The organism is Staphylococcus sp. FSL K6-0223 (genome assembly GCF_038008285.1).
This window is the reverse complement of the sequence record NZ_JBBOYX010000001.1, coordinates 527,084-552,275: the sequence shown is the minus strand read 5'-3', so window position 1 is coordinate 552,275 and position 25,192 is coordinate 527,084. Positions and strand designations below refer to the sequence as shown.

General features: G+C 31.1%; 22 protein-coding genes and 2 pseudogenes. 7 read left to right on the top strand and 17 right to left on the bottom strand.

Annotation, left to right across the window (positions count from 1 at the left end):
* Nucleotides 1-142: 142 nt before the first annotated feature.
* The 6 genes and pseudogenes from MHI13_RS02570 to MHI13_RS02545 all read right to left on the bottom strand — a co-directional run.
* A complete protein-coding gene (locus MHI13_RS02570) occupies nt 143-544 on the bottom strand; it encodes a GNAT family N-acetyltransferase (RefSeq protein WP_048683321.1) in 402 nt (133 codons plus the stop codon).
* A gap of 88 nt (nt 545-632) precedes the next feature.
* Entirely contained in the window at nt 633-1,049 is a 417-nt protein-coding gene (locus MHI13_RS02565) for a DUF2871 domain-containing protein (RefSeq protein ID WP_019834838.1), read from the bottom strand.
* Nucleotides 1,050-1,177: 128 nt separating this feature from the next.
* Nucleotides 1,178-1,789, bottom strand: coding sequence for a YcnI family protein (locus MHI13_RS02560; RefSeq protein ID WP_048762147.1), 612 nt, complete (start codon nt 1,787-1,789; stop codon nt 1,178-1,180).
* 16 nt (nt 1,790-1,805) lie between these two features.
* A complete protein-coding gene (locus MHI13_RS02555) occupies nt 1,806-3,053 on the bottom strand; it encodes a copper resistance CopC/CopD family protein (protein ID WP_048762149.1) in 1,248 nt (415 codons plus the stop codon).
* A 154-nt stretch (nt 3,054-3,207) separates the two neighbouring features.
* Nucleotides 3,208-3,369, bottom strand: a pseudogene (locus MHI13_RS02550) (MATE family efflux transporter); the annotation flags it as partial.
* A gap of 106 nt (nt 3,370-3,475) precedes the next feature.
* A pseudogene (locus tag MHI13_RS02545) lies at nt 3,476-3,823 on the bottom strand (YhgE/Pip domain-containing protein); the annotation flags it as partial.
* Between the two features lie 135 nt (nt 3,824-3,958).
* On the opposite strand from MHI13_RS02545, the gene MHI13_RS02540 reads away from it, so the two are divergent.
* Complete coding sequence (locus MHI13_RS02540; protein ID WP_002448440.1) at nt 3,959-4,582, top strand: TetR/AcrR family transcriptional regulator; 624 nt, start codon at nt 3,959-3,961, stop codon at nt 4,580-4,582.
* Between the two features lie 24 nt (nt 4,583-4,606).
* Nucleotides 4,607-5,548 carry a magnesium transporter CorA family protein gene (locus MHI13_RS02535; RefSeq protein WP_002454917.1) on the top strand — a complete coding sequence of 314 codons (942 nt, stop codon included), beginning with the start codon at nt 4,607-4,609 and terminating at the stop codon, nt 5,546-5,548.
* 41 nt (nt 5,549-5,589) lie between these two features.
* Here MHI13_RS02535 and MHI13_RS02530 read toward each other — a convergent pair whose 3' ends face one another.
* Nucleotides 5,590-7,032: a sucrose-specific PTS transporter subunit IIBC gene (locus tag MHI13_RS02530; RefSeq protein ID WP_019834834.1), complete on the bottom strand. Its 1,443-nt coding sequence runs from the start codon at nt 7,030-7,032 to the stop codon at nt 5,590-5,592.
* Between the two features lie 1,057 nt (nt 7,033-8,089).
* Between MHI13_RS02530 and rsp the strand changes: the two genes are divergently transcribed.
* The 3 genes from rsp to MHI13_RS02515 all read left to right on the top strand — a co-directional run bounded on the left by rsp (nt 8,090) and on the right by MHI13_RS02515 (nt 11,191).
* A complete protein-coding gene (gene rsp / locus MHI13_RS02525) occupies nt 8,090-10,195 on the top strand; it encodes an AraC family transcriptional regulator Rsp (RefSeq protein WP_049379325.1) in 2,106 nt (701 codons plus the stop codon).
* A 44-nt stretch (nt 10,196-10,239) separates the two neighbouring features.
* Nucleotides 10,240-10,662 (top strand): pyridoxamine 5'-phosphate oxidase family protein, encoded by a 423-nt coding sequence (locus MHI13_RS02520; protein ID WP_002488735.1) that lies wholly within the window; start codon nt 10,240-10,242, stop codon nt 10,660-10,662.
* A gap of 175 nt (nt 10,663-10,837) precedes the next feature.
* Complete coding sequence (locus MHI13_RS02515) at nt 10,838-11,191, top strand: DUF4889 domain-containing protein (RefSeq protein ID WP_070547909.1); 354 nt, start codon at nt 10,838-10,840, stop codon at nt 11,189-11,191.
* A 127-nt stretch (nt 11,192-11,318) separates the two neighbouring features.
* On the opposite strand, the gene MHI13_RS02510 is transcribed toward MHI13_RS02515, so the two are convergent.
* Both MHI13_RS02510 and MHI13_RS02505 read right to left on the bottom strand, forming a co-directional pair.
* Nucleotides 11,319-12,596, bottom strand: coding sequence for a cation:dicarboxylate symporter family transporter (locus MHI13_RS02510; RefSeq protein ID WP_017174953.1), 1,278 nt, complete (start codon nt 12,594-12,596; stop codon nt 11,319-11,321).
* 366 nt (nt 12,597-12,962) lie between these two features.
* Nucleotides 12,963-13,322 carry a DUF3139 domain-containing protein gene (locus MHI13_RS02505; protein ID WP_049382386.1) on the bottom strand — a complete coding sequence of 120 codons (360 nt, stop codon included), beginning with the start codon at nt 13,320-13,322 and terminating at the stop codon, nt 12,963-12,965.
* A gap of 281 nt (nt 13,323-13,603) precedes the next feature.
* On the opposite strand from MHI13_RS02505, the gene MHI13_RS02500 reads away from it, so the two are divergent.
* Nucleotides 13,604-14,047 (top strand): MarR family winged helix-turn-helix transcriptional regulator, encoded by a 444-nt coding sequence (locus MHI13_RS02500; protein ID WP_002448339.1) that lies wholly within the window; start codon nt 13,604-13,606, stop codon nt 14,045-14,047.
* A 233-nt stretch (nt 14,048-14,280) separates the two neighbouring features.
* Nucleotides 14,281-14,697, top strand: coding sequence for an Hsp20 family protein (locus tag MHI13_RS02495; RefSeq protein WP_002488807.1), 417 nt, complete (start codon nt 14,281-14,283; stop codon nt 14,695-14,697).
* A 259-nt stretch (nt 14,698-14,956) separates the two neighbouring features.
* On the opposite strand, the gene MHI13_RS02490 is transcribed toward MHI13_RS02495, so the two are convergent.
* From MHI13_RS02490 to MHI13_RS02455, 8 genes are all read right to left on the bottom strand, one after another.
* Nucleotides 14,957-16,114 carry a nitrate/nitrite transporter gene (locus MHI13_RS02490; RefSeq protein ID WP_017174955.1) on the bottom strand — a complete coding sequence of 386 codons (1,158 nt, stop codon included), beginning with the start codon at nt 16,112-16,114 and terminating at the stop codon, nt 14,957-14,959.
* Between the two features lie 256 nt (nt 16,115-16,370).
* Nucleotides 16,371-17,024, bottom strand: a complete 654-nt coding sequence (nreC, locus tag MHI13_RS02485; protein ID WP_070547908.1) for a nitrate respiration regulation response regulator NreC — start codon at nt 17,022-17,024, stop codon at nt 16,371-16,373.
* Between the two features lie 25 nt (nt 17,025-17,049).
* Complete coding sequence (gene nreB / locus MHI13_RS02480) at nt 17,050-18,060, bottom strand: nitrate respiration regulation sensor histidine kinase NreB (RefSeq protein ID WP_202596555.1); 1,011 nt, start codon at nt 18,058-18,060, stop codon at nt 17,050-17,052.
* A gap of 33 nt (nt 18,061-18,093) precedes the next feature.
* Nucleotides 18,094-18,546: a nitrate respiration regulation accessory nitrate sensor NreA gene (gene nreA / locus MHI13_RS02475; RefSeq protein WP_017174957.1), complete on the bottom strand. Its 453-nt coding sequence runs from the start codon at nt 18,544-18,546 to the stop codon at nt 18,094-18,096.
* 20 nt (nt 18,547-18,566) lie between these two features.
* Entirely contained in the window at nt 18,567-19,256 is a 690-nt protein-coding gene (gene narI, locus MHI13_RS02470) for a respiratory nitrate reductase subunit gamma (RefSeq protein ID WP_017174958.1), read from the bottom strand.
* Nucleotides 19,249-19,824 carry a nitrate reductase molybdenum cofactor assembly chaperone gene (gene narJ, locus MHI13_RS02465; protein ID WP_002448445.1) on the bottom strand — a complete coding sequence of 192 codons (576 nt, stop codon included), beginning with the start codon at nt 19,822-19,824 and terminating at the stop codon, nt 19,249-19,251. Before narJ ends, narI begins: the two co-directional genes overlap by 8 nt.
* Complete coding sequence (gene narH / locus MHI13_RS02460; protein WP_002488804.1) at nt 19,817-21,376, bottom strand: nitrate reductase subunit beta; 1,560 nt, start codon at nt 21,374-21,376, stop codon at nt 19,817-19,819. Before narH ends, narJ begins: the two co-directional genes overlap by 8 nt.
* Nucleotides 21,366-25,049 carry a nitrate reductase subunit alpha gene (locus MHI13_RS02455; RefSeq protein WP_070547906.1) on the bottom strand — a complete coding sequence of 1,228 codons (3,684 nt, stop codon included), beginning with the start codon at nt 25,047-25,049 and terminating at the stop codon, nt 21,366-21,368. The genes narH and MHI13_RS02455 overlap by 11 nt, the downstream gene beginning before the upstream one ends.
* Between the last annotated feature and the right edge of the window lie 143 nt (nt 25,050-25,192).

Sequence of the window (25,192 nt, the reverse complement as noted above, 5' to 3'; positions counted from 1 at the left end):
TTAGCTTATTAGAACTTAAAAATTCATTTATATTTTGTAATCTAAAAGCCATCACCTAGAGGTTTTTATTTAGAATATCTACGTAAAGCATAATCTAGATATAACATAACGAACTTAAAAGACATTTAATCTCATCTCTTTTTTAATATTTTTTAAACATTCCACCAGATTTGGGCTCGGTAGATTGAAATCCAAACTTCTTATATAATTGATCAGCTGGATAATCTGCAATCAGACTGACATATGTCCCTTTTTCTGCATGATTTTCAATAAATGCCATCACTTGTTTTAAGATTTCTTTCCCAAAACCTTGTCCTTGATAATATGGATGCACAGCAATATCTATAATCTGAAATGCAGTTCCCCCATCTCCAATGACTCTACCCATCCCAATCAATGTTGATTCTTCATAAATAGTAATATTAAAACATGCATGAGGTAATCCTTTTTGTGCTGCTGCTTCTGATTTAGGACTCATGCCCGCTTTTACTCTTAATTCACAATAATCTTTAACATTTGGCGGATGATTTGAATAATGAATCATTAAGACGTCCTCCTCTTGTAGTCTCTTTATGCTTAATTATAAAAAAAGACACAATAGGTTTAAATCTATTGTGTCTCAAATTATTATTTTAATCTCTTTGTTCTTTTAAAATGGCTTGTCTTAGTAAAAAGAAAAGTAATAATAAGCCAGCAAGCATTCCTGTATGACCGATACCTGCAAATCCAGCAAATGCTTCTGGTGAAAAACTTTTTCCAGTGACTTGGTAAGTACCTTTTGTCAGCATCATTCCCACAGTAACAATAACACCGATATTGTATACAATGAAGAACCAATTAAATAAATAATAACTACTTAACTTAAATACTTTTTCAAGCGGAAGTAAAATTAAAAACATAAACATACCTAATATTAACGTATGTGTGTGAACAAGCGCTAGTTGCGTATCGCCCGTAAAATCATGTGCTTTCGTTAACTCTCTGTAGTAAAATCCACTTACAAGTCCAATAATCATATAGACTAAAAAAGCGTATAATAATCTGCGCATAAAAATCCTCCCTTACTTCAATTATTATAATCGATTATCTCTATCTTTAAAGTGACAAAATTTTGTAATCAAATCAGGTTATAAAAAATGACCTCTAGCAAGTACTAGAAGTCACTTTATTATATGTCTTATTTATTTCTTGCATGTTTAAATAATGCAACTAAAGATAAAATAATGGCAACAAGTGAAATAATCCATAATGCGATAGAACCACCTGAAGATGAGTGACTTTTTTCATCTTTTTTAGCGTTGTCTTCTTTAACAGTTACAGCATTTGCATTTTTTTCCACTTCCAATGTTGGAGCAGGATGTTCACTATTCGCTTTACCCGTCCATTTTACCTTATCTTTATTATCGTATGTCTGCACAGCTTTAAATGAATATGTGCCTTCTTCTTTAGGACTTGCTACAAGAAGTGGGAATTCGATAAATTCATTAGGACCAATGCCTTTATCTTTCGCTTTCCAGGTGATTTTTGTGATATTACCTTTTTTGTCTTTATCTAAACTATATTTATACCCTTCTACGGGTTGAATATTTGACACTTGTACTTCTTTTGGAATATCTAATTCGACTTTTTCAGTATGATCTTTTTGTTCAACAGGTACTCGAACATCCACTTTTTCATAAGATCCAGGTTCAACTACTTTTGGATTTATCGTCACATGTGCATCAGCATATTTAAATAAACCTAGTGAAAAGAAGAACACTAAACCTGAAGCAAATAATTTTTTAAACATATTTTACAATCTCCTTTTATGGAATATTAATTTGACTCATAATAACACCAACAAGTATTAAAATAATACCAATAGAAACTTCGATAATTAAAGAGACTTTATTAATTCTATAACGTTTGTTTAAGGCGCGCGTTGTTTGCATAAAACCTAAAGCCATCATAATTAATGTTCCTACGATTTTAATTATTAATAATATTGTCCATGTTTGCATATTAGACCATATTGATAGAATTTTAGTTTCATCCATCGACATTAATATACCAGTAACTATGATAACTGCAACAGCAGCTCCATTCACTTTAAATAAGATTTCGCGTAATAAATCAACTGCATCTCGTTTTTTAGTAAATACTGAAGAAAACAAATAAATTAATGCGCCTAGCCATAAACTGATACCAGCTAAATGTAATGTTCTAAGTATAATTGACCAAACAGGAACACTTTGAGACCAAGCATGTCCTGACATACTTAAAGCTAAAATCATAATAATCGAAATAGCCCAATACCATGTTCGTTCCATATTTCTTAATACAAACAATCCACTTAGAATAATTAAAGCAATTGCGCTCAGTATATATGGGAATTGAATTAAGACACTTGGATTAAATGTTAAAACTGAATCCAAAATATCAGATGATAGAGTCATCAGATAGAGTACAAGTGACATAATATATGCCATCATCATGATTAATGATACAGCGACATGTCTAGGGAAAATATCAAATGTTGATAAATTATTTCTACGTGCAATACCGTTTAACCAATACAAACCAACTAAAATAATTGTTGCGCCTTCAGCGATATATCTAAACACACCAAACCAAAATGCAGGCGTTTCATATGCAACAGGAGTAGTATCTACACCATTGGCTGTTTTTTTACCAACTGAAAATTCAAATTGATCACTAATTTCATGACCATCAGCAGATACAGTGTGCCATTTAATTTGTTGTGTACCTTCTTTTAATTGCTTGCCTGAGAAAGATAAAGTATCTGAATGTCCTGATGTATTTGGTTTAATATCAGCAATTTTCTTTCCTTTATCATTATATATCGTTATCCCTGAATATTCGGCATTTACCGGCTCATTAAATGTTAATTTGATTGTATCTGGTTGTTTTGATACGAGACCGTTTTGTGCTGGGGTTGTTTTTTCTAAAGTAGCGTGCGCAGAAGCTATTTTTGTCATACTCGGCACGAATAAAAATAGGAACATCATCAATAACGCTATAGCTACTTTAGAACTTCGCTTTAAAATGACCATTGACGTCCTCCTATAAAAAATACTCATTTAACAATAATAAAGTAATATAACTTATTTAACAATAATTATTGTAATATGTCATCGTTTATATAAATTTAAAGCGAGCTAAATAAGAGATCTTCTCCCTTATAGCTCACTTTAATATCAAATTATTTTATTCTTCTACTAACGCCTGCGTGTCCACAGTTAACTTGTGTCTTAACATATATACAATAAACATTGCTAATAATGAACAAATTGTTTCAGTGATTAATAATGACCATACAACCCCTATTAAACCAAACAACGCATTTAATATAAATAGTACTAGGATAATGTTTCGTTTCATATACTAACACACTAACCCAATATTAATAATTATATTCCATTTGTGCCTATCTCATTTAGTTAGATATCTAAATAATATAATACACCTTTTTTCAAATAATCAACTGCGTTTTACTCATTGCATTTTTTGAAAAATCTTTATTAAAAATAGCTGCGCCGTAATATTTATTATCATTAAGCCCTTTTTTAATATCTGATTCTTTATCTACTTTAATCCATTTAATAGTATCAGAATCACTATCCATTAATTTATCTTCAATTGTTTTACCAATATTTACTTTATTACTTTGGATATCTATACCTTTGTCATTATTTACCACTGCAATCGGTATTTGTTTTGGTTTTGGATTGAATGCAGGATAAAACGCTAAAGAGAATATCACTAATAATAAAATAGCTACAATTGGTGCGAACCATAGTAATTTACTTTTAAAAATATTCATTTCTACTTACCTACCTATACTTATTGAACAATGTGTTGAATATTTAATACCTTGTAAATTATAATGAGATTATCACTTCAATACAATAATCAATAATGATCATATTGTTAATTAATTATAAAGGATTGATGCAGAATGAAAGAAGACCGGAGAGTTCGTAAGACGAGGTCAGCAATTAAGTCTTCATTTATCGAATTATTAAATGAAAAGGAATTAGAAAAAATTACAATTCAAGATATTGCAGATCGTGCAGATATTAATAGAGGTACCTTTTATTTACATTATGAAGATAAATATTTATTATTATCAGATATGGAAGATGAATTTATTTCTCAAATGACATTCTTAAATCATCTTCATAATATTATGGGAAAAGATCCAGAAGATACTGCTAAAAATTTTATTAATATTATTTTAAAAAATATGCTTCAACATATTTCGGATAATATTACTTTTTATCAAACGATCTTACAATTAAATAGGAAGTCAAAACTTGAAGAAAAAATTTATTCCTTAATCGGGGAAAATATGCAAAAATATATTAGTACAAATCATGAGATTGAAGGTATACCAGAAAAATATTTTCATAGTTATGTTGCTGGTGCAACAATATCTACTGTTAAATTTTGGGTGAATGATCCCCACCGTCTTTCAGTTGAAGATTTAACCAATCATATTTTTAAAATTATTTATAATGGACCTTTAAGAATCATGGTTCAGCATCAATATAAAGCTTTAAATATTGACACAGCGAAATAAAGACTAAGAAAGGAACTATCGATTATGTTGACTGCATATAAACACTCAACTACTAATGAAATAGTTGAAACAAATATAAACCAATCTGCATCATGGATAAATGTTGTCGAACCTGATAGAGAAGAAATTGAGCAATTAATTGAACAGTACAATCTGCCAGAAGATTTTATTCGTGATCCTCTTGATGCAGATGAAAGTGCACGTATTGAATATGATGAAGATACTGGCTATTCTCTTATTATTGTCGACTTGCCTATTGTAAGTTCTACGAATCGTCATGTTCTCTCATTTGTTACCATTCCTCTAGGTATTGTGATTGGAAATGGTGTGATTTTTACAATTTGTGATGCTGAAAATGAATTTCTTGAAAATTATTCAAGACAAGATAACGTAAATTTAAAATTTCATAGTCGCTTTGCTTTAGATATTTTACTTACTATTTCAAATCACTATAACAGAAACTTGCGTCTTTTAAATAAATCAAGAATCCGTATTGAAAGAGATTTGAAAAATAGTATTACGAATAAACAACTTTATCGTTTAATGGAAGTAGAAAAAAGTTTGGTTTACTTTTTAGCAGCTTTAAAAGGGAATGATACGATTATTAAAAAATTATTCCGTTTGCCTGCAATTAAACGTTTTGAAGAAGATGAAGATTTGTTAGAGGACTTAGTCATTGAAAATAACCAAGCGATTGAAACAACTGAATTATACACAGGTATTTTAGAAAGTATCACGTCTTCGTATTCTTCATTACTTTCAAATGAAATGAACAATATTATGAAGACATTAACTCTTTTCACGGTATTACTGACACTACCTACCCTTGTCTTTAGTTTCTTTGGTATGAACGTTCCATTACCTATTGATGATAAGAGTTACGTTTCGTGGCTGGTTATCGTAGGAATCTCTTTAATATTAGTCACTATTGTAAGTATTTTCTTATGGCGTAAGCAAAAACTTTAATAAAAAAGTAACCCTTGCAATGTATCGCAAGGGTTACTTTTTTATTCTGCTGCAGCTTTGTAAGCTTTTCTTCGTGATAAAACTAAAGTGACAATCACTGCAATTATAAACGCAATAAACATACCTATGAAATAATGAAGCCAACCAGCATGAGCTGGGTTAATTGAAATAAATCCAGGTAATCCTGCAGTACCTAAAGCAATGGCTTTAACTTTGAAAAACGAAATGTAGGCTGAGCCTATAGCTGAACCTGTTATTGCACCAATAAATGGATATCTTAATTTTAAGTTAACTCCAAATAAAGCGGGTTCAGTAATACCTAAAAGAGCTGAGATACCAGCTGCTGAAGCCACACCTTTAAGTTTCTTATTATTTTTAATAATTAAGAAAGCAGCAAGCGCTGCCCCACCTTGTGCTACATTTGACATTGTAGCGATTGGGAAAATAAATGATCCACCTGTTTTTGCTTGATCTGCAATTAAAGTTGTTTCTACTGCAATAAAACTATGGTGCATACCAGTAATCACAATTGGAGCATAAAATAATCCAAAGATAAATCCACCAATTGCACCTCCAAATTCATATAACCATGTTAAACCATCTGATAACCAATAACCAAGCTGTCTAGTGATAGGTCCTACAAATAAGAAAGTTAAGAATGCTGTACTCAATATTGCAAGTAAAGGCGTTAATAAATTATCCAATACAGTAGGAATGATTTTACGTAATCCTTTTTCAATAGTTGCTAAGATATAGGCTGCCACAAGCATAGGTAACACTTGTCCTTGATATCCAACTTGATTAATATGTAATCCAAATAAATCCCAATGTGGAATAGCCTTACCCGCTTCAACTGCTTTAGGAAAATCATATGCACCCATTAATGAAGGATGTACTAAAATCATTCCTAACGCTGCACCTAAAAATGGATTGCCGCCGAATCGTTTCGATGCACTAAAGCCAATTAAAATAGGTAATAGTGTAAACGGTGCATTAGCAAAAACATTAATCATATCTGCTAATCCAGCGAATTGACTATGAACATCTATAAATGATTTATGATGATAGAATAAATCTGGCGCTGTAAGTAGATTATTAATACCCATTAATAATCCACCGGCAACGATGGCTGGTATAATTGGTACGAATATATCTGACAACATCTTAACAAAACGTTGTAAAGGATTCATATGCTTCGACGATTTGTCTTTTACATCAGCAGTTGTTGATGGCTCTTTTCCTGTTATTTTTTCTAACTCTGCAAATACTTTATTGACTGTTCCTGAGCCGATAATAATTTGATATTGTCCTCCTGTAGAAAAGGTTCCTTTAACTACATCCATTTCAGATAACTTTTTTTCATCTATAATACTTTCATCTTTTAATACAAGTCTTAATCTTGTGGCACAATGGGCCATAGCATCTAAGTTATCTTCTCCGCCTATCGCTTCTAATATATCTTCAGCCGATTTCTTATAGCTCATTCTACTAACCTCCTATATATGAAACTCATTTTAATATTCATTATATAATTGTAATCGGTTCCAAAAAACAAAGCAATATCTTATAAATATTTTATATAATTAATTTTAATTTATATTTTAATTTAATGAAAAGGTGAAAGTAAAATAAAATTCAATGTCTCACTTCTACAATTTAACCTCACTTTGTGTTGGATATTAGTTTCTTTATGAACATCTTTGTACTAGAGCGCCTCTACTAGAGTTTAAAACTTGATCTACTGTATTTTCAATTTAATTACTACTTGCTAATACATCAAAAAACCTGGGACAACGCATGTTGTCCCAGGTTTTTTTAATACTAATTCTGACATTCTTAACTTTGAATATGTTTCGTGATGTTTAATTAAGTAAAAGTATATTTAGATGTTATGATGTAAAATTGTTACACATTAAATAGAAATTTTTGGGGAGTTATAATGATTCTAAATATAATAGTTAGCTACTGTTAATACCTTTTATATTTGCATGCATCTTTTATTCTAAGTTGCTTACTCTACGGAGTGATGTCATTTTCTCTATTTAAAATACCGTAATCGTTCGTTTCATTAAACTATTGTATATCGGTTGCTAATGCTCTAAGATGTTGTGTCTTGATATACATTTAAATAGTGATTTTAAATATATGGGGCTCATATCAAATATATAAGTAAATTCATTCTTGATGCTATATATTCAAATGATGTTGTATCGTGATGTATGTACAGAATTAGTCATTTTTAATTTCAAGTGAATCATTGTTTAATAGCTTATATCTCTTCACTCAAAATCTATATTTATTATGCATTTAAATTCGTTTCATTGACCTACTAAAAATTTTCAATAGTCTCATGCGACATTCTAAAAAAAATAATAATATTGTGCATCTATAAAATTGTTAACGTTTTCACTTAAAAATAAACGAAATTTTTTTATTTTTAACTATTAATATCTCTTTTATTTTCATATATAATAACTCTTATTATTCAAACAGACCTAAATCCCCGCTTACAAATACTATACTAGATGAGGAGACTTATTTATGAGCAGTACTCTTTTTTTACATGAAAATATTACTTCTATGCCTAGGAGAAACATCAACCATGTGCTTATATTATTTTCTTTAACTAATGAATTAGAAATGACAATCAATGGAAAGTATCACCCATTATCAAATCATATTGCAATCATTAATCAAGGTGATTTATATCAAATTAATAAAGGAAGAAATCTGATTGAGCTCAAAATACCAATGGCTTACTTTTATCTTGAAGACTCTGCTTTTTTTAATTGCCACTTTGATGCACATCTCTTACAATCAAGTCATTTTATCAAATCAATCATTTTAAATAATATAGAACATATGTACAACACATCTCATCATGATGACAAAGTTATTCCAAAGATCATACAAACTTTTTATAAAGAAGCAGTTATTAGACATCCTCATATATATATTCCAAAGATTCCTGTTGAACAGCACATCTTAATTAATATACTTACATTCATTCATGATCACATCACTTCCAATATTTCTCTACAAGATATTGCAGCACATGTACTTATTTCTGAGTCATATTGTTCAAATTTATTTGTACGTATATTGAATATTAATTTTAAAGATTATTATACAAGTTTGAAAATTAATCATGCTATTAGATTACTCATTTGTACAAATGACTCTATTACAAGTATTTCTGAACAATCCGGTTTTAGTAGTCATACCAATTTTACTAATCAATTTAAAAATTATCTTAATTTAAGTCCAAAACAATTTCGTTCTCAACTGAATCATTCTGATCCTATATCTGCGATACGACTGAAGAGTGACATTGAACCTAAGCATTTTGAATTAATCTCTCAGTTTGAAACAACTGAACAATTATCAACCGAAACAACTATCATTGATCTTGAGCAATTAGAAGCCTTTCAACATACTCAATCTTCAAAGGCATTTATTCATTTTAAAAATATTAATGAATTATTCCAGTTTGTTTTTAATGATCATTATGATATCGATTTATCTTATTTACCTAAACCAGCCATTTTGATTAATGATATGAGTGATATGAATCAACATTCAATTAACGGAAACTTACTCAATCGCTGCTTCGAAAAATTATTTGAAAAAAATATCAGTTTAGCTGTCATTATCAAAAATAAATCTGAGTTCACTACTTTTTACGATTTAATTATGACGTTTCTAGAAAATAATCAAGATTATAAATGGAATAAAAAAAGTGTACGATTTATGCTCGTATTTGATACCAAGTCAATGACTATCCAAGATATTCATCTATCATATTTAAAACTTAGAAACAAAAATCGTTCGATTAAATATGGTGTTTTAGTGGAAGGATTATTACATCAGTACGAAAAGTTACAAGAAGTCTATGATACAATGAAGCGTCTTAATTTTGATTACTATTTTGTTGACATTGAAAATATTGATACGAAAAATATATTAATTGAATACCAACGTGGATTTACTCATGCAAATACTCATTTCGAAAACTACGTTCATTTTATAAAGAATTCTAATATACCTTCGACCCAATTTGTCTATAGTAGCTTATCATTACGTTGCTTTAAGTATACAAATGACGGTAGGCATCCACTTCAACTAGCAGATTTAGTTTGTCATTTAACGGCGCTATTAAAATATGGAGGTGGTATTTGCTATCACCTTTTTGAAGATGATCCGATGTTTATTGCATTATTTAATCGACATGGGAGTTTACTTCCAATTATGCATCTTTATCAATTTATTGCAGCATTTATCGATGTGCCTATCCATATTTCAAATAATTACTTAATGAGTCAAAAAGATGGAAATTATCATTTTATCTTATTTAATAAAATTAATGATCGCTATTTGTCTGACAGTAAACAGCATTATCAAATACTAAATAAATTAAACGAAAACAGCTTAATCATCGCAAATACATTAAATAAAGAACATGGGACGATCCATCAATTAATGTCTCAAGATAATTTACCTGTATACATTGAAAAAAGTATTATTCATCAGTTAGATAGATGCAATCAACCTAAAACAGAACTATTTATACAAGAAGAAACCAATCATCCATTTAACATAACGTTGCATCATGATGAAGTGAAATATATTTATATCAAATCTGTTTAAATTTAATTTTAAAAGGATATAAATACAATAAGGAGATGATTAGTTTGGACAAACAAAAAGTGACTCAAGCGATTGAGAAAGTTTTAAATACTTCTAAAATTGGCGTATTATCAACTGCATATAATAATAAACCGAATAGCAGATATATGGTGTTTTATAACGATGGTCTTAATTTATATACAAAAACAAGCAATGAAAGTTCTAAAGTAAAAGAAATTCAAAGTAATCCAGAAGCATATATTTTACTAGGATATAATGAAACAACAAATAATAGTTTTGTTGAAATAGAAGCAAGTATTGACATTGTAGAAGATCAGAAAGTCATTGATTGGTTGTGGGAAACACAAGACAAAACATTCTTCGATTCTAAAGAGGATTCTAATTTATGTGTGTTAAAAATAAATCCAAAAACGATTACTTTAATGAATGATGATGATATTGATACACCAATCACAATTGATCTTTAATTTGATTGTTAATAAGAGTAGATAGAATGTATCATGAATTCTATCTACTTTTTTTTGCTTATTTATAATGCTTCATTTATATTAGTTGAAGTACAATTGAATTTTTGTGAAACTTTTATTGCAATTTAATTCTATTTTTTGTATAAATAAATTAATATATTTAAGGAGAGTCTTAATGAAGAACAAAAAAGGTTTAGGGTTAGGAATTTTTTTAATTGCAATTATGTTAATTGTTAGCATTATTTTAGTCATTGTAATGCTAAATGGTCAGCAAAAAGAATCCTACTATGGCTATATGAAAGATAGTCACACTATTGATAAAATGGTAAATGAACAAACTGAAAAAGTAGAGAAAAATGTTAAATTACCTTCTAACACTAATGTAAAAGTAAAAAAAGGCGATTTTGTCTTTTTAATAAAAGAAAAAGGTTCTGATTCATTTTCTAGAGTATCAAAAGTAAATCATGATGAAGTGCCACATGGTCTCATGATGAAAATTCATGAAATGCATGATATGAAAGGCATGTAACTTTTGATATATTAGGCAGTATAAAGAGCGAGATAACATTCATTTAAAATCAGTTATCTCGCTTTTTCTTTTTGAATAAAAAAGCATCGCTTATCCAAGCGACGCTAAAAATGTCAGATTTCTTTTTTTAAATTGATTCTAGATATTTCTTACCTTTTTCTTTATCATAAACATGTTCCCATTTAGAGATAACTACTGTAGATAATGCATTACCAATAACGTTCACACATGTACGAACCATGTCTAACAAACGATCTACACCGATAATTAACGCAAGACCTTGAGCTGGTAAGCCCATTGCCCCCAATGTTGTTAATAACACTACGATAGATACTCCTGGCACACCTGCCATACCTTTAGATGCAACCATTAATGTCACCATTAAAATGATTTGTTCAGATAATGATAAGTGAATACCATACATTTGAGCAACAAATAAAGCGGCGATAGATTGATATAAGGCTGATCCGTCTAAATTAAACGAATATCCAATTGGTATAACAAAAGAAGTCACTTCTTTTGGTGAACCAAATTTCTCCATTTTATTCATCATTACTGGTAACACTGCTTCAGAACTTGAAGTAGAGAATGCAAGTAATAATTCATCTTTAAGTATTTTAATGATTGAGAAAATACTAATTCCACAAATTCTTGCTACAATACCCAAAACAACAATAATGAAGAAAATCATCGCAAACACAACTACTAAAACAAGTTTAGCTAATGGAATTAAAGCTGAAGCACCGAATGTCATAACAGTTGTACAAATAAATGCAAATACACCAATTGGTGCTAATTTTAAGATTTTATTAATCATCCAAAATACGGCTTCTAATGTACCGTTTAAGAAACCTTTAACTGGTTCAGCTTTTTCTCCAATCGCAGCTAATCCCAAACCAAAGAATACTGCGAAGAAAATAATTGGCAATAACTCACCCTTAGTTAAAGCTTCAAAAATATTAGTTGGTATAATATTTACGATTGTATCAATAAAGTGGTTACCGTATGTAGATTGTTCTGCGGCAGACGCAGTTGATTGATATTTAGTAATATCGCCTTTAGGTAACTTATCAGGATCTAATCCAATTCCTGGTTTAAAAATATTACCAATAATTAAACCTAAACCGATGGCGATGGTTGTAATAATTTCGAAATAAAGAATTGATTTCCATCCATAGCTTCCTATTTTTTTCGAATCCCCTAAATTCGAAATAGATAAAGCAAGTGAACAGAATACAATTGGGATGATGATCATTTTGATTAAATTTAAGAAAACGTCACCGAAAGGTTTAATATAATTTGCAACACCTGTTTGTCCAAATAATAATAAACCAATTACTACACCTAGCACTAATGCAATTAATACTTGCATAGGTAGGCTAACTTTTCTCTTGAACAGAGTCACGTTGAAACCCCCTTCTTCTGACATCGCTTAATTATATCAAATTATTCAAAATTCGGATATAACAAATTAAAAACTATTAAATAATATACATATTTAATTTGGCAAAAATAATTAATTAAAAACAGAAAAGTGAGAATATTTTTAGAATATAGATGTTGGAATTCAATCACTATCTTTAACCTTCTCAATGTAAGAGCGGTTTATAAATGAATGACATTACTCTAAAATCTTTTTTAACTAACTCGTTTACCTTTACCATTTAACAAAAAATTTCATTTAAAAAAACAATATCTATTTTTCTATAGATATTGTTTTTTTGAGTAGTAATCATCATTAATATCTCTGGTTCTACGTATTGATTATATATTATGGCTTATAATTTTGGTTGAAATAGTTATGTTTTGCACCTTTAATACTTTTCTTGGTTTCCGTATCAAATCCTTCAACTAAAATACCTTTACGTGTACCAATTGGCTGAATGATATATGTTAAATTAGGTTCGTCTTTAAACACTACTTGTTTATAATAAACGCCTCTTTTAGCACTATATAATGTTTTTTCTGATTTAATTTTATCTTTCAAATGTTTTTGTTCTATATAATTGTCTACAAGTTGCACATTTTTATGCCCTTGATACGCTTTCGTTCCAAAGAAGAACGCAATAGCTACTACAAGAGAAATAGCTAATATAATAATAATTCTAATAATCTTTTGCTTCTTACTCATCAGAGCACTCCTTCATCCTCTTACTCAATAAAATAGCTTCTTTTATCATTTAAATAATTATGAATGAAATAGTAACTTTTTTAAAGTGATACCTCTTTTTTGTAACAAAATATACTAATAATTTAATTTAGAATTTGAAATAAATCAACATTCTAAATTTATATGTAGATTTAGTTAAATTTGTTTTTAAATTTATTAAAAAACTTATATAATACTCTGGATATAGTCTTGACAATAGGTATTGTTCATACTATCTTTAAATAAGTTGAGGGGGGAAAAATATGTATGTAAAGGACAGTTATTTAAGTAAACAGTTATGTTTTTTACTTTATGTTACTTCAAAAGAGGTAATTAAAAAATATACTCACTATCTAAAAGAGTATGATTTAACATACACAAGTTTTATGGTTCTTATGGCTATTGAAAACGACGAAAAAATAAACATTAAGTCCCTTGGTCAACGCGTCTTCTTAGATTCTGGAACTTTAACGCCTCTCTTAAAAAAATTAGAGAAAAAAGGTTACGTACAACGCATGCGAGAAAAAGAAGATGAACGTAATTTACAAATTTCATTAACTCAAAATGGTAGAGACATTAAACCAGTATTAGAGCAAATTTCTAATCAAGTGTTTAATGATTTTGATATTTCTGACGATGAAGCGGATGGCCTTGCTAGTAGCTTAAGACATATTATTTCAGAGAACTTCGGCTCTAATGCTGAATAGTTAATACACATGACAAAAGCTAAGTAATTATTGTTCCTTCTTTCTTTTATTTTCTAACTAATACATAATATCGACGTCTTTTGTCATGTTTCTTTATTCCACATCTTTCACTTTTTAATTCTTCAAACTTTCAAATTGCTTTTACTTTACGTGTAGTATCTCTATTTATATAATGATATTGTAAAATTTCAATATATTTTATGACATATTACTCTGAAAAGGAGATTTCATATATGAATAATAGAGAATTTTTTGATCAAGCTATTTTTAAAAATAATCCAAGAGATGTATTTCGTGATCTAGGTGAACAAGTATTTAACCAATTTTCAACTAAAAGCTTCCCAACAAATGTTTACAGTCAAAAAAATCAATATGTTCTAGAAGCCGAATTACCTGGCGTAAAGAAACAAGACATTCATCTTAAATATGAACATGCTACTTTAACGATTAAAGTAATTAAACAAGTATCTGAGCAAACAGGTAGTGTTCAATTAAGTGAACGCTCAAGCGGAGAATTGGTAAGACGCTTTGAATTCGAAGATATTAATAAAAATCAAATCAAAGCAAGTTATGAAGATGGTGTTTTAGTGGTGATTTTACCTAAGAATGTCACTGAAGAAGACGAAGGTACTACAATTACAGTAGAATAAATAAAAGAAGTTGAGATATAACTTTCAGAAAAATAGCCAGTAAATGAGTGATGAGACATTCATTTACTGGCTTATTTATAATTCTTCGTATTATTGCCTTACTCTCTTAGAGGGTAGTTTCAGCTTGTGTTATTATTTCAACCTCTCATCAAACAAAGTACGTTGTATTCATATTTCATTTTACATTAGATTATTGAAAACATAGATACTTAGCATAAGCTAATAAACAAACGTAGTGCTAGTGCACTACGTTGTTTATTTATTTTGCGTATTCTTTTTTGTAAAGATGACCCATTGTAATAAAAGCAAGTATTCCAAATACAGCTAGTAAAATAAATGCTAAATGACTTGAACCTGTCAATGAAGTAACATACGTGATAACAAGTGGTGGGAAGAAACCACCTAATCCTCCCATCATAGAAACAATTCCATTTGCAGTACCAGATTCTTTAGCAAAGTAAGATGGCACAAGTTTAAAGATAAGTCCATTTCCTAATCCAGCACAAATACTAATTGTTAAACAACCTATAGTAAATAAGGCAATATGACTTGAAATACCTAAAATAACTGCACCGATAATCATCACAACAAAATCTATCATCAAGACTTTAACCGCGTTGAATTTATCTCCTAAAATCCCACCCACAGGTCGTAAGAATGTTGCCAATGCGATAAATACTCCTGATCGAATACCTGCATCTACTTTATCTATTCCGAAATTATTAACTAAATAGTTAGGTAAGAATAAACCAAATGCTACAAAAGCACCAAATGTAATAAAGTACCATAAACTCAAATAATATAGTTTGTAGTTTGAAGATAAATCTTTAACTTGAGCGCCTAAAGGCACTTTAACTTTAGGTTCTTTAGCATCTCCAAGGAAAAACATTAATATTGCAAAAATAGCGATAATAATAAGATAACTTCTTACTGTTGTTTGCCATCCTACAATACCTGCAATAGGAGGTGCTAAGAATGATGAAATTGCTGTACCAATGTTCCCCATTCCATAAATACCATTTGCTAATCCTACTTTGTCTTTTGAAAAATATTTAGGAACTGAAGTGACACCTACAGAGAAAATGGCTCCTCCTACTCCTAAAAAAAATCCAGACGCCATTAACATACTAGGCGATTGGGCTTGTCCTAAGAAGAAAATAGGAAATAATAATATAATAAAACTACAAAAGAATACCCATTTAGCGCCAATAATATTTGTTAAATAACCAAATGGTACACGAAGAATCGATCCTAGGATAACTGGTATCGCTAAAATAATTGATAACTGTCCTGGATTAATTTTAATATCTTGTGAAATGTATGGCATCAATGGAGAAATAATACTCCAAGCCATGAATCCAACTACAAGACTTAAAGTTTGTAACGTAAGTTGAAAACCACCCTTAGTTTTATTCATTTTTTCACCTTCATCAATGTTTTATTTTCTATTATCGATAATTAAATCACATATCAATATAGCCAATTTGTGTGATTAATTACTGATTACAGTTAAATTTTAATCACTTTGTGAAAATATGAACATAAGGAGTTTCCCTTATACTCTCTAATAATCCCCCTATATTTAAATAATAAGACAAAGAAAAACCAACACATGAATATCATGTGTTGGTGAAATATAATATAAGTGTCATTATTTAAGTTATTCAATATATTTAAAAGTCTAAAAGTTTCTTTTTAAGCGCATATTCTACAAGCTCTGGTTTAGATTTTAAATTTAATTTAGTCATAATATGCGTTTTATGTGCCTCAACTGTTTTAACGGATACAAACAATTTTTCAGCAATTTCTTTATTTCCATATCCCTTTGCAATTAATGGTAATATTTCTAATTCTCTTTTAGAAAGTATTTTGAAAGGATCATTGGTTGCTTTTTCATCTTGATTAGAAACATTTACAAATTCATTTACTAATGACGTCGTTAGTTTCATATCAATATACGTTTTACCTTTATACACTGTTCGTACTGCTAAAATCAGTTGTTCATCTGGTGAATTTTTTAAAATATATCCTTTAGCACCATTTCTTAAAACATGAAATAGATATTCTTCATCATCATACATTGTTAAAATTAATATTTTTGTTTCAGGAAAACTTTCAGAAATTTTGCTAGTAGCAATTAAGCCAGACTCACCAGGTGGCATACTTAAATCCATAATTAATACATCCGGTTTGTATTCCATCACTTTCTGATATGCTTCTACTCCATCAGCAGCCGTAGCTACAACTTCCATATCTTCTTGAAAGTTTAATATCATAGAAAAACCTGTTCTTACTACTGCATGATCATCTGCAATTACTATTTTCAATTATAAGTCAGTCCCTTTACATTCTCTAGAGTGGTACTTCTAAAGTGATAATAGTTCCTTTTCCTAAATGTGTTTCTACATTCACTTTTCCGTTTACAAGCTCTGCTCTTTCATTCATACCATACAATCCTAGTCCTGTACCTTGTGGTTGAGAATTCGGATCAAAACCTTGACCATGATCAATCACTTCAGCTATTAATAAACGTCCAACCTCCTGGACAAAGACATCTACCGAACTTACGCCTGCATATTTTAATGCATTAAATACCGCTTCCTGTACCACACGGTAAACAACCGTTTCTACTTCACTATCATATCTTTTATCTTTAATGTTAGATTGATATACAATTTGCATACCATAATTATTTTCAAATTGTTTAAAATATGATTTAAAAGCCGCTTCCAAGCCTAAATCATCTAGAGATGAGGGTCTTAATTCAACTGATAAATGTCTTATATCATCAATCAATTTAGACATTAATCCCTCAATACGTTGCGATTGTTGGACAAGTTCTGAGGATTCTTTTTGATATTTCAGCAATCTGAGTTCAACATCAATATTTAGCATTTCTTGTACAACACTATCGTGTAGTTCTCTAGAAATACGTTTTCTTTCATTTTCTTGCGCGGAAATTGTTTTTCTCATCATCTGACGTTGATACATTTTTTCTTGTCTTTCAATTTGCGGCGAAATATCTTGAAGTGTAAATGCATATATCTCATTATCTTCATCAATCGCTTGATAAGAAGCTGTAAATGGTCGAACTTTATGATCTACTGTTTTCATAAACACTTGAAAATTGATATCGTTTGGTTTAGATGTGTCTAAATAACAATTTTTGCAACTTTGAAGTTCAAATTCATTTGAATACCCTTCACAACGATCACAAATCGCATTTGTCATCGCACTATAATTATTATCTTTTGAAATAATTTCTTCAGCGGCGTCATTCATTGCAATGATTTTTCCTTCTTTGTTTACAAAAACAATTTTTTCATTTGTAGTTTCATAATATTTTTTTAGTAAGTCTTCCATTTGCAGATTATATAACTCTAACACATATATCACCTAGATTTCTTCATTAAATTCCCACAAACGGCCTTTAATATTTAATTGATTAATCACTTTAGGCAATGTTTTACTACCTCTTTGTCCTAATAATAACACGCCTGCAACATGCTGTTCATGCCATAATGGTATAGCAACGAGCGCGTTTAAGTTTTCACTCATCAAAATAGGGTACTTAATTTTTTCTTCTGGTGTTATTGTTTTGGAAACATTTTCTATAACCATTCGCTTTCCTGTTTTCATGACTGTCCCAGCTAAGCCTCTGCCTTTTCTCAAAACAATCAATTTATAACGACTGTTTAAATTACCTGAAACATATTGCCATTTAATAGGTCCAGAAGGTTCGTGGTTTTCATATAGTGCAACAGCAGCAAAATCACAGTTTACTTTTTTTCTAAGTGTGTCAAGTTCCTGCTGAAAATGTACCGGTTCAAACAAAGGTTCCGGAATCATATATCGTACTCCTTTTATATTTAATGTGCACGAGGTGCTTTATGTTTTCTATATACAATATAACGTCTATTTGTATATGCTAATGGAATACTCCATACATGTACAAGACGTGTAAATGGCCAACAAGCTAATATTGTAAATCCTAATAAGATATGAATTTTAAATGATAATGGAACGCCTGTCATTAGTGCTGCATTGGGTGAGAATGTAAATAAGTGTCTAAACCATATAGAAATCGTTTGACGGTAATCAAAGTCAGTTACCATTGCATTAGTAACTAAAGTTGAGAAACATCCCATAAATATAATCAATATTAATAAGAAATTTACGAAAATATCAGAAGCTGAACTTAACTTTCTCACATTACTAATCGTTAAACGTCTTGCTGTTAAAAGTAACATTCCAATTAGAGTCATTATACCAAAAATACTACCAATATAAACAGCTCCAAAGTGATATGTACTTTCGCTTATGCCAAGTCCATCTATCCATTTTGCTGGAATAGCTAACCCCACCACATGACCAAAAAATACTGGAATAATTCCTAAGTGAAATAACAGACTGCCCCATTTAAGTTGTTTTTTTTCTAAAAACTCACTCGATTTTGCAGTCCATGAAAACTGATCATATTTATATCGAGCAATATGACCAACGATAAAAATTGCCACACATAAATATGGGTAAATAATCCAAAGAAATTGATTAAGCATGATGTGTCACCTCTTTTGGAATGTCTAAACAAGCTTTTAATGTTTCTCGTAATGCACGAATCACATAAGCGTAAGGATTATTCTCCTTAGCTAATTGATTTGCCATTTCATATGTACCATCTTCAATAATCATAATCACTAACTCAATATTGCCTTCTGCACGAGGATCATTATGCCAACTTGCTACATGTAAAAACTGCAACATCAATGGTAGATAATCTGATAATTCATTATCTACCATTTTTAATCCAAACATTTCATAAAGTACTTTTAGTTTTGCGAGCATTTGACCTCTTTCTTTTTGAGTATCAAATTTATTGTAAGTCATATAAAGTGGTGATGTTTTATTGAAATCAAATGTATCCGTATAAATTGCTTTAATTTCAGATAAAGTAAATTGGTACATAATTTCACGATATTTCATTAAATCTGCATATCCTGGATGCGAAGGATGAATCGTTTCTTCAAATGTATTAGGATGAAATGTTAATTTTTCTGGAAAATTAAGTTGTTGTGCAAGATATCCAAAACTTTCTTGATAGTATTTAAATTGTGTTAGATTAATCACGGAAAATACCTCCATAGAAATTCTCATTATAAATCTCTTGACCAGATTTTCCTGACGTTGAACCTACTGGAACACCGCAGCCTTCACAATTATCTCCGAAATATTCACCGCCATATCCTTGGCTACCTTGAGCGTGATACGTATCTAAATAGGTTTCTTTATGTGAAGATGGTACAACAAATCGATCTTCATATTTAGCTAAACCTAATAGACGATACATTTCTTTTGTTTGAATTTCTGATAAACCTAAACGTTCTAATCTAGAAGTATCAAATGGTTTGTTTGTGACTTGAGCACGCATATAACTTCTCATCATTGCCATTTTTTGTAACGCTTCTTTTACTGGCTCTACTTTACCTGCTGTAAATAAGTTTGCTAAATATTCAATAGGTAAACGCATTTCTTCGATGGCCGGGAAAATCATATCTGGATTTTGACCTGAATTTTTACCTTCAAAATAACTCATAATTGGACTTAAAGGCGGGCAGTACCATACCATTGGCATTGTTCTAAATTCAGGATGTAATGGAAATGCCAATTTATATTCAATCGCTAATTTATACACAGGTGAATTTTGAGCAGCTTGGATCCATTCATAACTGATACCATCTTTTTCTGCTTGTTCAATCACTTCTTCATCAAATGGGTTTAAGAAGATATCAAGTTGTTTTTCATATAAATCTTGTTCATTTTCAGCTGAAGCCGCTTCGTGTACACGATCAGCGTCATATAATAAAACGCCTAAATATCTCATTCTTCCTGTACATGTTTCTGAACATACAGTTGGCATTCCTGCTTCAATTCTTGGGAAGCAGAATGTACATTTTTCAGCTTTATTTGTTTTCCAGTTGAAATATACTTTTTTGTAAGGACAACCTGTCATACAGTAGCGCCACCCACGACATGCATCCTGATCGACTAAAACAATACCATCTTCATCTCTTTTATACATAGCCCCTGAAGGACATGAAGCAACACAACTAGGATTTAAGCAATGCTCGCATAGACGAGGTAAATACATCATAAATGTTTCATCAAATTGGAATTTGATATCTTCTTCAATTCTTTGAATATTTGGATCTTCTGGTCCTGTTACATGTCCGCCAGCTAAATCATCTTCCCAGTTTGGTCCCCATTCAAGATTTAGTCTATCTCCTGAAATCAATGAATGTGCTTTTGCCACTGGTGAATGTTTACCTTCTTTAGCTGTGGTTAAATGTTCATAATTATAAGTCCATGGTTCATAATAATCTTTGATTAACGGCATATCTGGATTATAGAAGATTTTACCTAAGGCAATTTTAGACCACTTACTACCTGATTTAAGCTCAAGTTTACCTTTTTTATTTAATACCCAACCACCTTTATAGTGCTCTTGATCTTCCCAACGTTTTGGATAACCTACACCTGGTTTGGTTTCTACATTATTAAACCACATGTATTCTGCACCCGGTCTATTTGTCCAAGTATTTTTACATGTCACACTACATGTATGACACCCAATACATTTATCTAAATTCAATACCATTGCAACTTGCGCTTTAATCTTCAAGCCAATTTACCTCCTTCATTTTTCTAACTGCGACGTACACATCACGTTGGTTTCCAATTGGTCCATAGTAATTGAAGTGATAACTAATTTGTGCATATCCTCCAACTAATTGCGTAGGTTTTAGGTGAATTCTTGTAGGTGCATTATGTGATCCCCCACGAGTATCAGTAATCTCAGAACCTGGTGTTTCAATGTGCTTATCTTGAGCGTGATACATAAACATTGTACCTTTCGGCATGCGGTGTGACGTTACCGCTCTTGCAGTTACAACACCATTTCTGTTATAAACTTCAAGCCAATCATTATCATTGATACCATGTTGCTCAGCATCTTCATTAGATAGCCAAACCACTGGACCTCCTCTGAATAGAGTCAACATACGTTCATTATCTTGATATGTTGAATGAATATTCCATTTTCCATGAGGTGTTAAATAACGTAGAACAAGTGCATCTTGTCCACCTTTTATCTTTTTATCTCTTGCGCCAAATACCATTGGTGGAAGTGTTGGTTTATATACTGGTAAGCTTTCACCAAATTGCTGGAATACTTCGTGATCGATATAGTAACTTTGTCTTCCAGTGAGCGTTCTAAAAGGTACAAGTCTTTCAATATTTGTTGTAAATGGAGAATAACGACGATTATTTTTATTAGAGCCTGGGAATACTGCTGTTGGGATAACTTCTCTTGGTTGAGCTGTAATATTTAAGAACGAAATTTTTTCAGATGCACGTTCTTTTGAAATATCCTTCAATTCCATTCCAGTTTGATTTTCTAAATCTTCATATGATTTTTGAGATAATTTACCATTCGTTGCCGAAGAGATATTTAAAATTGCATCAGCTACTTTACGTGCAGTATCAATACGTGGTCTATCGTTTCTAACAGAATGTTCATCGTCATCATTCCACGTACCAATCATACTTTTTAGCTCTTCGTATTCTTCTTTAACGCTAAAACTAACGCCGTGTGCCCCTACTTTACCTTTCTCAAGTAAAGGTCCTAATGTAACGTATTTATCATAAATTTTAGTATAGTCACGTTCTACAATAGAGAAGTTAGGCATAGTTTTACCTGGAATACCTTCTACTTCACCTTTAGACCAATCTTTAACGATACCGTATTCAGAACCTAGTTCTTGTTTAGAGTCATGTGCAAGTGGTGTAGTTACCACATCTTTAAATGTACCTGGTAAATAATCTTTAGCCATTTCTGAAATTGCTTTACTCAATGTTTTGTAAATGTCCCAGTCAGAACGTGACTCCCATAATGGATCAATTGCTGGATTAAATGGATGAATAAATGGATGCATGTCGGTTGAAGATAAGTCATGTTTTTCATACCAAGTTGCTGCTGGCAGCACAATATCAGAATATAAAGGCGTTGCAGTCATTCTAAAATCTAATGATACAAGTAAATCTAATTTACCTACTGTATCTTCTCTCCATTTAATTTCCTCTGGTTTATCATCTTCATTCGGTTCAGCCATTAATCCTGAACGTGTACCAAGTAAATGTTTCATAAAGTACTCTTGACCTTTAGCTGAACTTGAAATTAAGTTAGATCTCCAAACAAATAATGTTTTAGGATGATTTTTTCTTAAATCTGGGTCTTCAATAGCAAATTCTGTTTCTTTATTTTTCACTGATTCAATCGCACGTTTTAAAATAGCTTCATTTGAATCATCGCCCGCATCTTTTGCTTCTTCACCAAATAACAAACTGTTTTTATTAAATTGTGGATATGAAGGTAACCAACCTAAACGTGCTGCTGTCACATTATAATCTGCTGGATGCTGATGTTTAATGTTGTTAGCAAGTGGTGATTTCAATTTATCTACATTAGATTCTTCATATTTCCATTGATCAGTTGCAAAATAGAACCAACTTGTACCATTTTGTAAACGTGGTGGACCTTGCCAATCTTTAGCGAAAGCTACAGTATTCCATCCTTCAATTGGACGACATTTTTCTTGCCCAACATAGTGAGCCCAACCTCCACCATTAACACCTTGGCATCCACATAATAGAACTAAATTCAATACAGCACGGTAAATGGTGTCAGAGTTGAACCAGTGGTTAATCCCCGCACCCATAATAATCATCGAACGTCCTTTAGTATCAATAGCATTTTGTGCAAATTCTCTTGCTACTTGTGTCACTAATTCTTGTTTAATACCTGTGACGTTTTCTTGCCATGCAGGTGTATATTTAGATTCACTATCTTCATAAGATTTAGCTTCTAACTCATGACCAAATCGTTTAATACCATATTGACTAGCCATTAAATCATATACTGTAGCAATACGTACTTCTTTACCATCTGCTAATTTAACTTTTTTAGTTGGGATAGGTCGTTCGAAAATACCGTCTCCTTGACTATCAAAGTAAGGGAATTGAATGGTTTGTAACTCATATTCTTCTTCTGCAACAGATAAAGCTGGATCAATTTTACTTCCATCTTCTGTTTCAAGTTTTAAATTCCATTGTTTGCCTTCTTCCCAACGTTGACCCATTGTACCGTTTGGAACCACAAGTTTGTGGCTAATCGCATCGTGAATAACTGGTTTCCACTCACCATTTTCACTTTTTATACCTAAATCGCTTGCACGTAAAAATCGTCCTGCCTTATAACCATTCTCATCTTCATCCAGCATCAATACAAATGGCATATCTGTATATTGCTTTGCATAATTAACAAACATATCACTTGGTTTATCTTCATAAAATTCTTGTAAGATGACATGCGTCATAGCTTGAGCAACTGCGGCATCTGTTCCTGGATTAGGTGCTAACCAATTATCAGCAAATTTAACATTTTCTGCATAATCTGGTGCTACAGAAATCACTTTTGCACCTTTATAACGTACTTCAGTCATAAAATGGGCATCAGGCGTACGAGTAAGTGGAACGTTAGAGCCCCACATAATGATGTAAGAAGCATTGTACCAATCACTTGATTCAGGTACATCAGTTTGTTCACCCCAAATTTGAGGAGATGCAGGTGGTAAATCAGCATACCAATCATAAAAACTTAACATTTCCCCGCCTAATAAATTAATAAAACGCGCACCAGATGCATAACTAATCATCGACATTGCTGGAATAGGTGTAAAACCAGCGATTCTATCCGGACCATCTTTTTTAATAGTATAAAGAATTTGTGCTGCGATAATATCTGTTACATCTTTCCAACTTGCACGTACATGTCCACCTTTACCACGTGCTTCTTTATATAATTTAGCTTTCTTTTCATCTTCAACGATAGATGCCCATGCGGCGATACGATTTCCATTATTGTCTTCAAGTGCTTCTGTCCATAGATCTAATAGTTTACCTCTAATGTAAGGGTATTTTACACGAAGTGGGCTGTATTCATACCATGAAAATGACGCGCCACGTGGACATCCACGAGGTTCAAATTCAGGCATATCTGGACCACAACTTGGATAGTCAATTTGTTGATTCTCCCACGTAATCACACCATTTTTAACGAAAACTTTCCACGAACATGATCCTGTACAGTTTACGCCATGTGTGGTTCTTACTACTTTATCGTGACTCCATCTTTCACGATACATTTTTTCCCATTCTCTACTTTTACTTTCTAAAACTGACCAATTTCCATTAAACGTTTCAGTTGGTTTGAAAAAGTTTAATCCGAATTTTCCCATTTATATAAATCCTCCTACCTGCAAAGGTAATACGTTACTTATGTCCAATGTTATTTAAAGAAATTTCATTTAAATTGTACATTTTTTCACATGGTTTTTATATTAGGGAATTACCTATTTCATATAAAAGAATCCCTAAAAAA

Bases quoted from the DNA above. Each gene is read 5' to 3' on its own strand.
- rsp (WP_049379325.1), top strand. From the start codon at position 8,090: ATGAGCAGTACTCTTTTTTTACATGAAAATATTACTTCTATGCCTAGG.
- MHI13_RS02515 (WP_070547909.1), top strand. From the start codon at position 10,838: ATGAAGAACAAAAAAGGTTTAGGGTTAGGAATTTTTTTAATTGCAATT.
- MHI13_RS02530 (WP_019834834.1), bottom strand. From the start codon at position 7,032: ATGAGCTATAAGAAATCGGCTGAAGATATATTAGAAGCGATAGGCGGA.
- MHI13_RS02570 (WP_048683321.1), bottom strand. From the start codon at position 544: ATGATTCATTATTCAAATCATCCGCCAAATGTTAAAGATTATTGTGAA.
- MHI13_RS02490 (WP_017174955.1), bottom strand. From the start codon at position 16,114: ATGAATAAAACTAAGGGTGGTTTTCAACTTACGTTACAAACTTTAAGT.
- MHI13_RS02455 (WP_070547906.1), bottom strand. From the start codon at position 25,049: ATGGGAAAATTCGGATTAAACTTTTTCAAACCAACTGAAACGTTTAAT.
- nreB (WP_202596555.1), bottom strand. From the start codon at position 18,060: ATGGAAGACTTACTAAAAAAATATTATGAAACTACAAATGAAAAAATT.
- MHI13_RS02540 (WP_002448440.1), top strand. From the start codon at position 3,959: ATGAAAGAAGACCGGAGAGTTCGTAAGACGAGGTCAGCAATTAAGTCT.
- MHI13_RS02505 (WP_049382386.1), bottom strand. From the start codon at position 13,322: ATGAGTAAGAAGCAAAAGATTATTAGAATTATTATTATATTAGCTATT.
- narI (WP_017174958.1), bottom strand. From the start codon at position 19,256: ATGCTTAATCAATTTCTTTGGATTATTTACCCATATTTATGTGTGGCA.
- MHI13_RS02560 (WP_048762147.1), bottom strand. From the start codon at position 1,789: ATGTTTAAAAAATTATTTGCTTCAGGTTTAGTGTTCTTCTTTTCACTA.
- MHI13_RS02535 (WP_002454917.1), top strand. From the start codon at position 4,607: ATGTTGACTGCATATAAACACTCAACTACTAATGAAATAGTTGAAACA.
- nreA (WP_017174957.1), bottom strand. From the start codon at position 18,546: ATGATTCCGGAACCTTTGTTTGAACCGGTACATTTTCAGCAGGAACTT.
- MHI13_RS02565 (WP_019834838.1), bottom strand. From the start codon at position 1,049: ATGCGCAGATTATTATACGCTTTTTTAGTCTATATGATTATTGGACTT.
- MHI13_RS02555 (WP_048762149.1), bottom strand. From the start codon at position 3,053: ATGGTCATTTTAAAGCGAAGTTCTAAAGTAGCTATAGCGTTATTGATG.
- MHI13_RS02500 (WP_002448339.1), top strand. From the start codon at position 13,604: ATGTATGTAAAGGACAGTTATTTAAGTAAACAGTTATGTTTTTTACTT.
- MHI13_RS02495 (WP_002488807.1), top strand. From the start codon at position 14,281: ATGAATAATAGAGAATTTTTTGATCAAGCTATTTTTAAAAATAATCCA.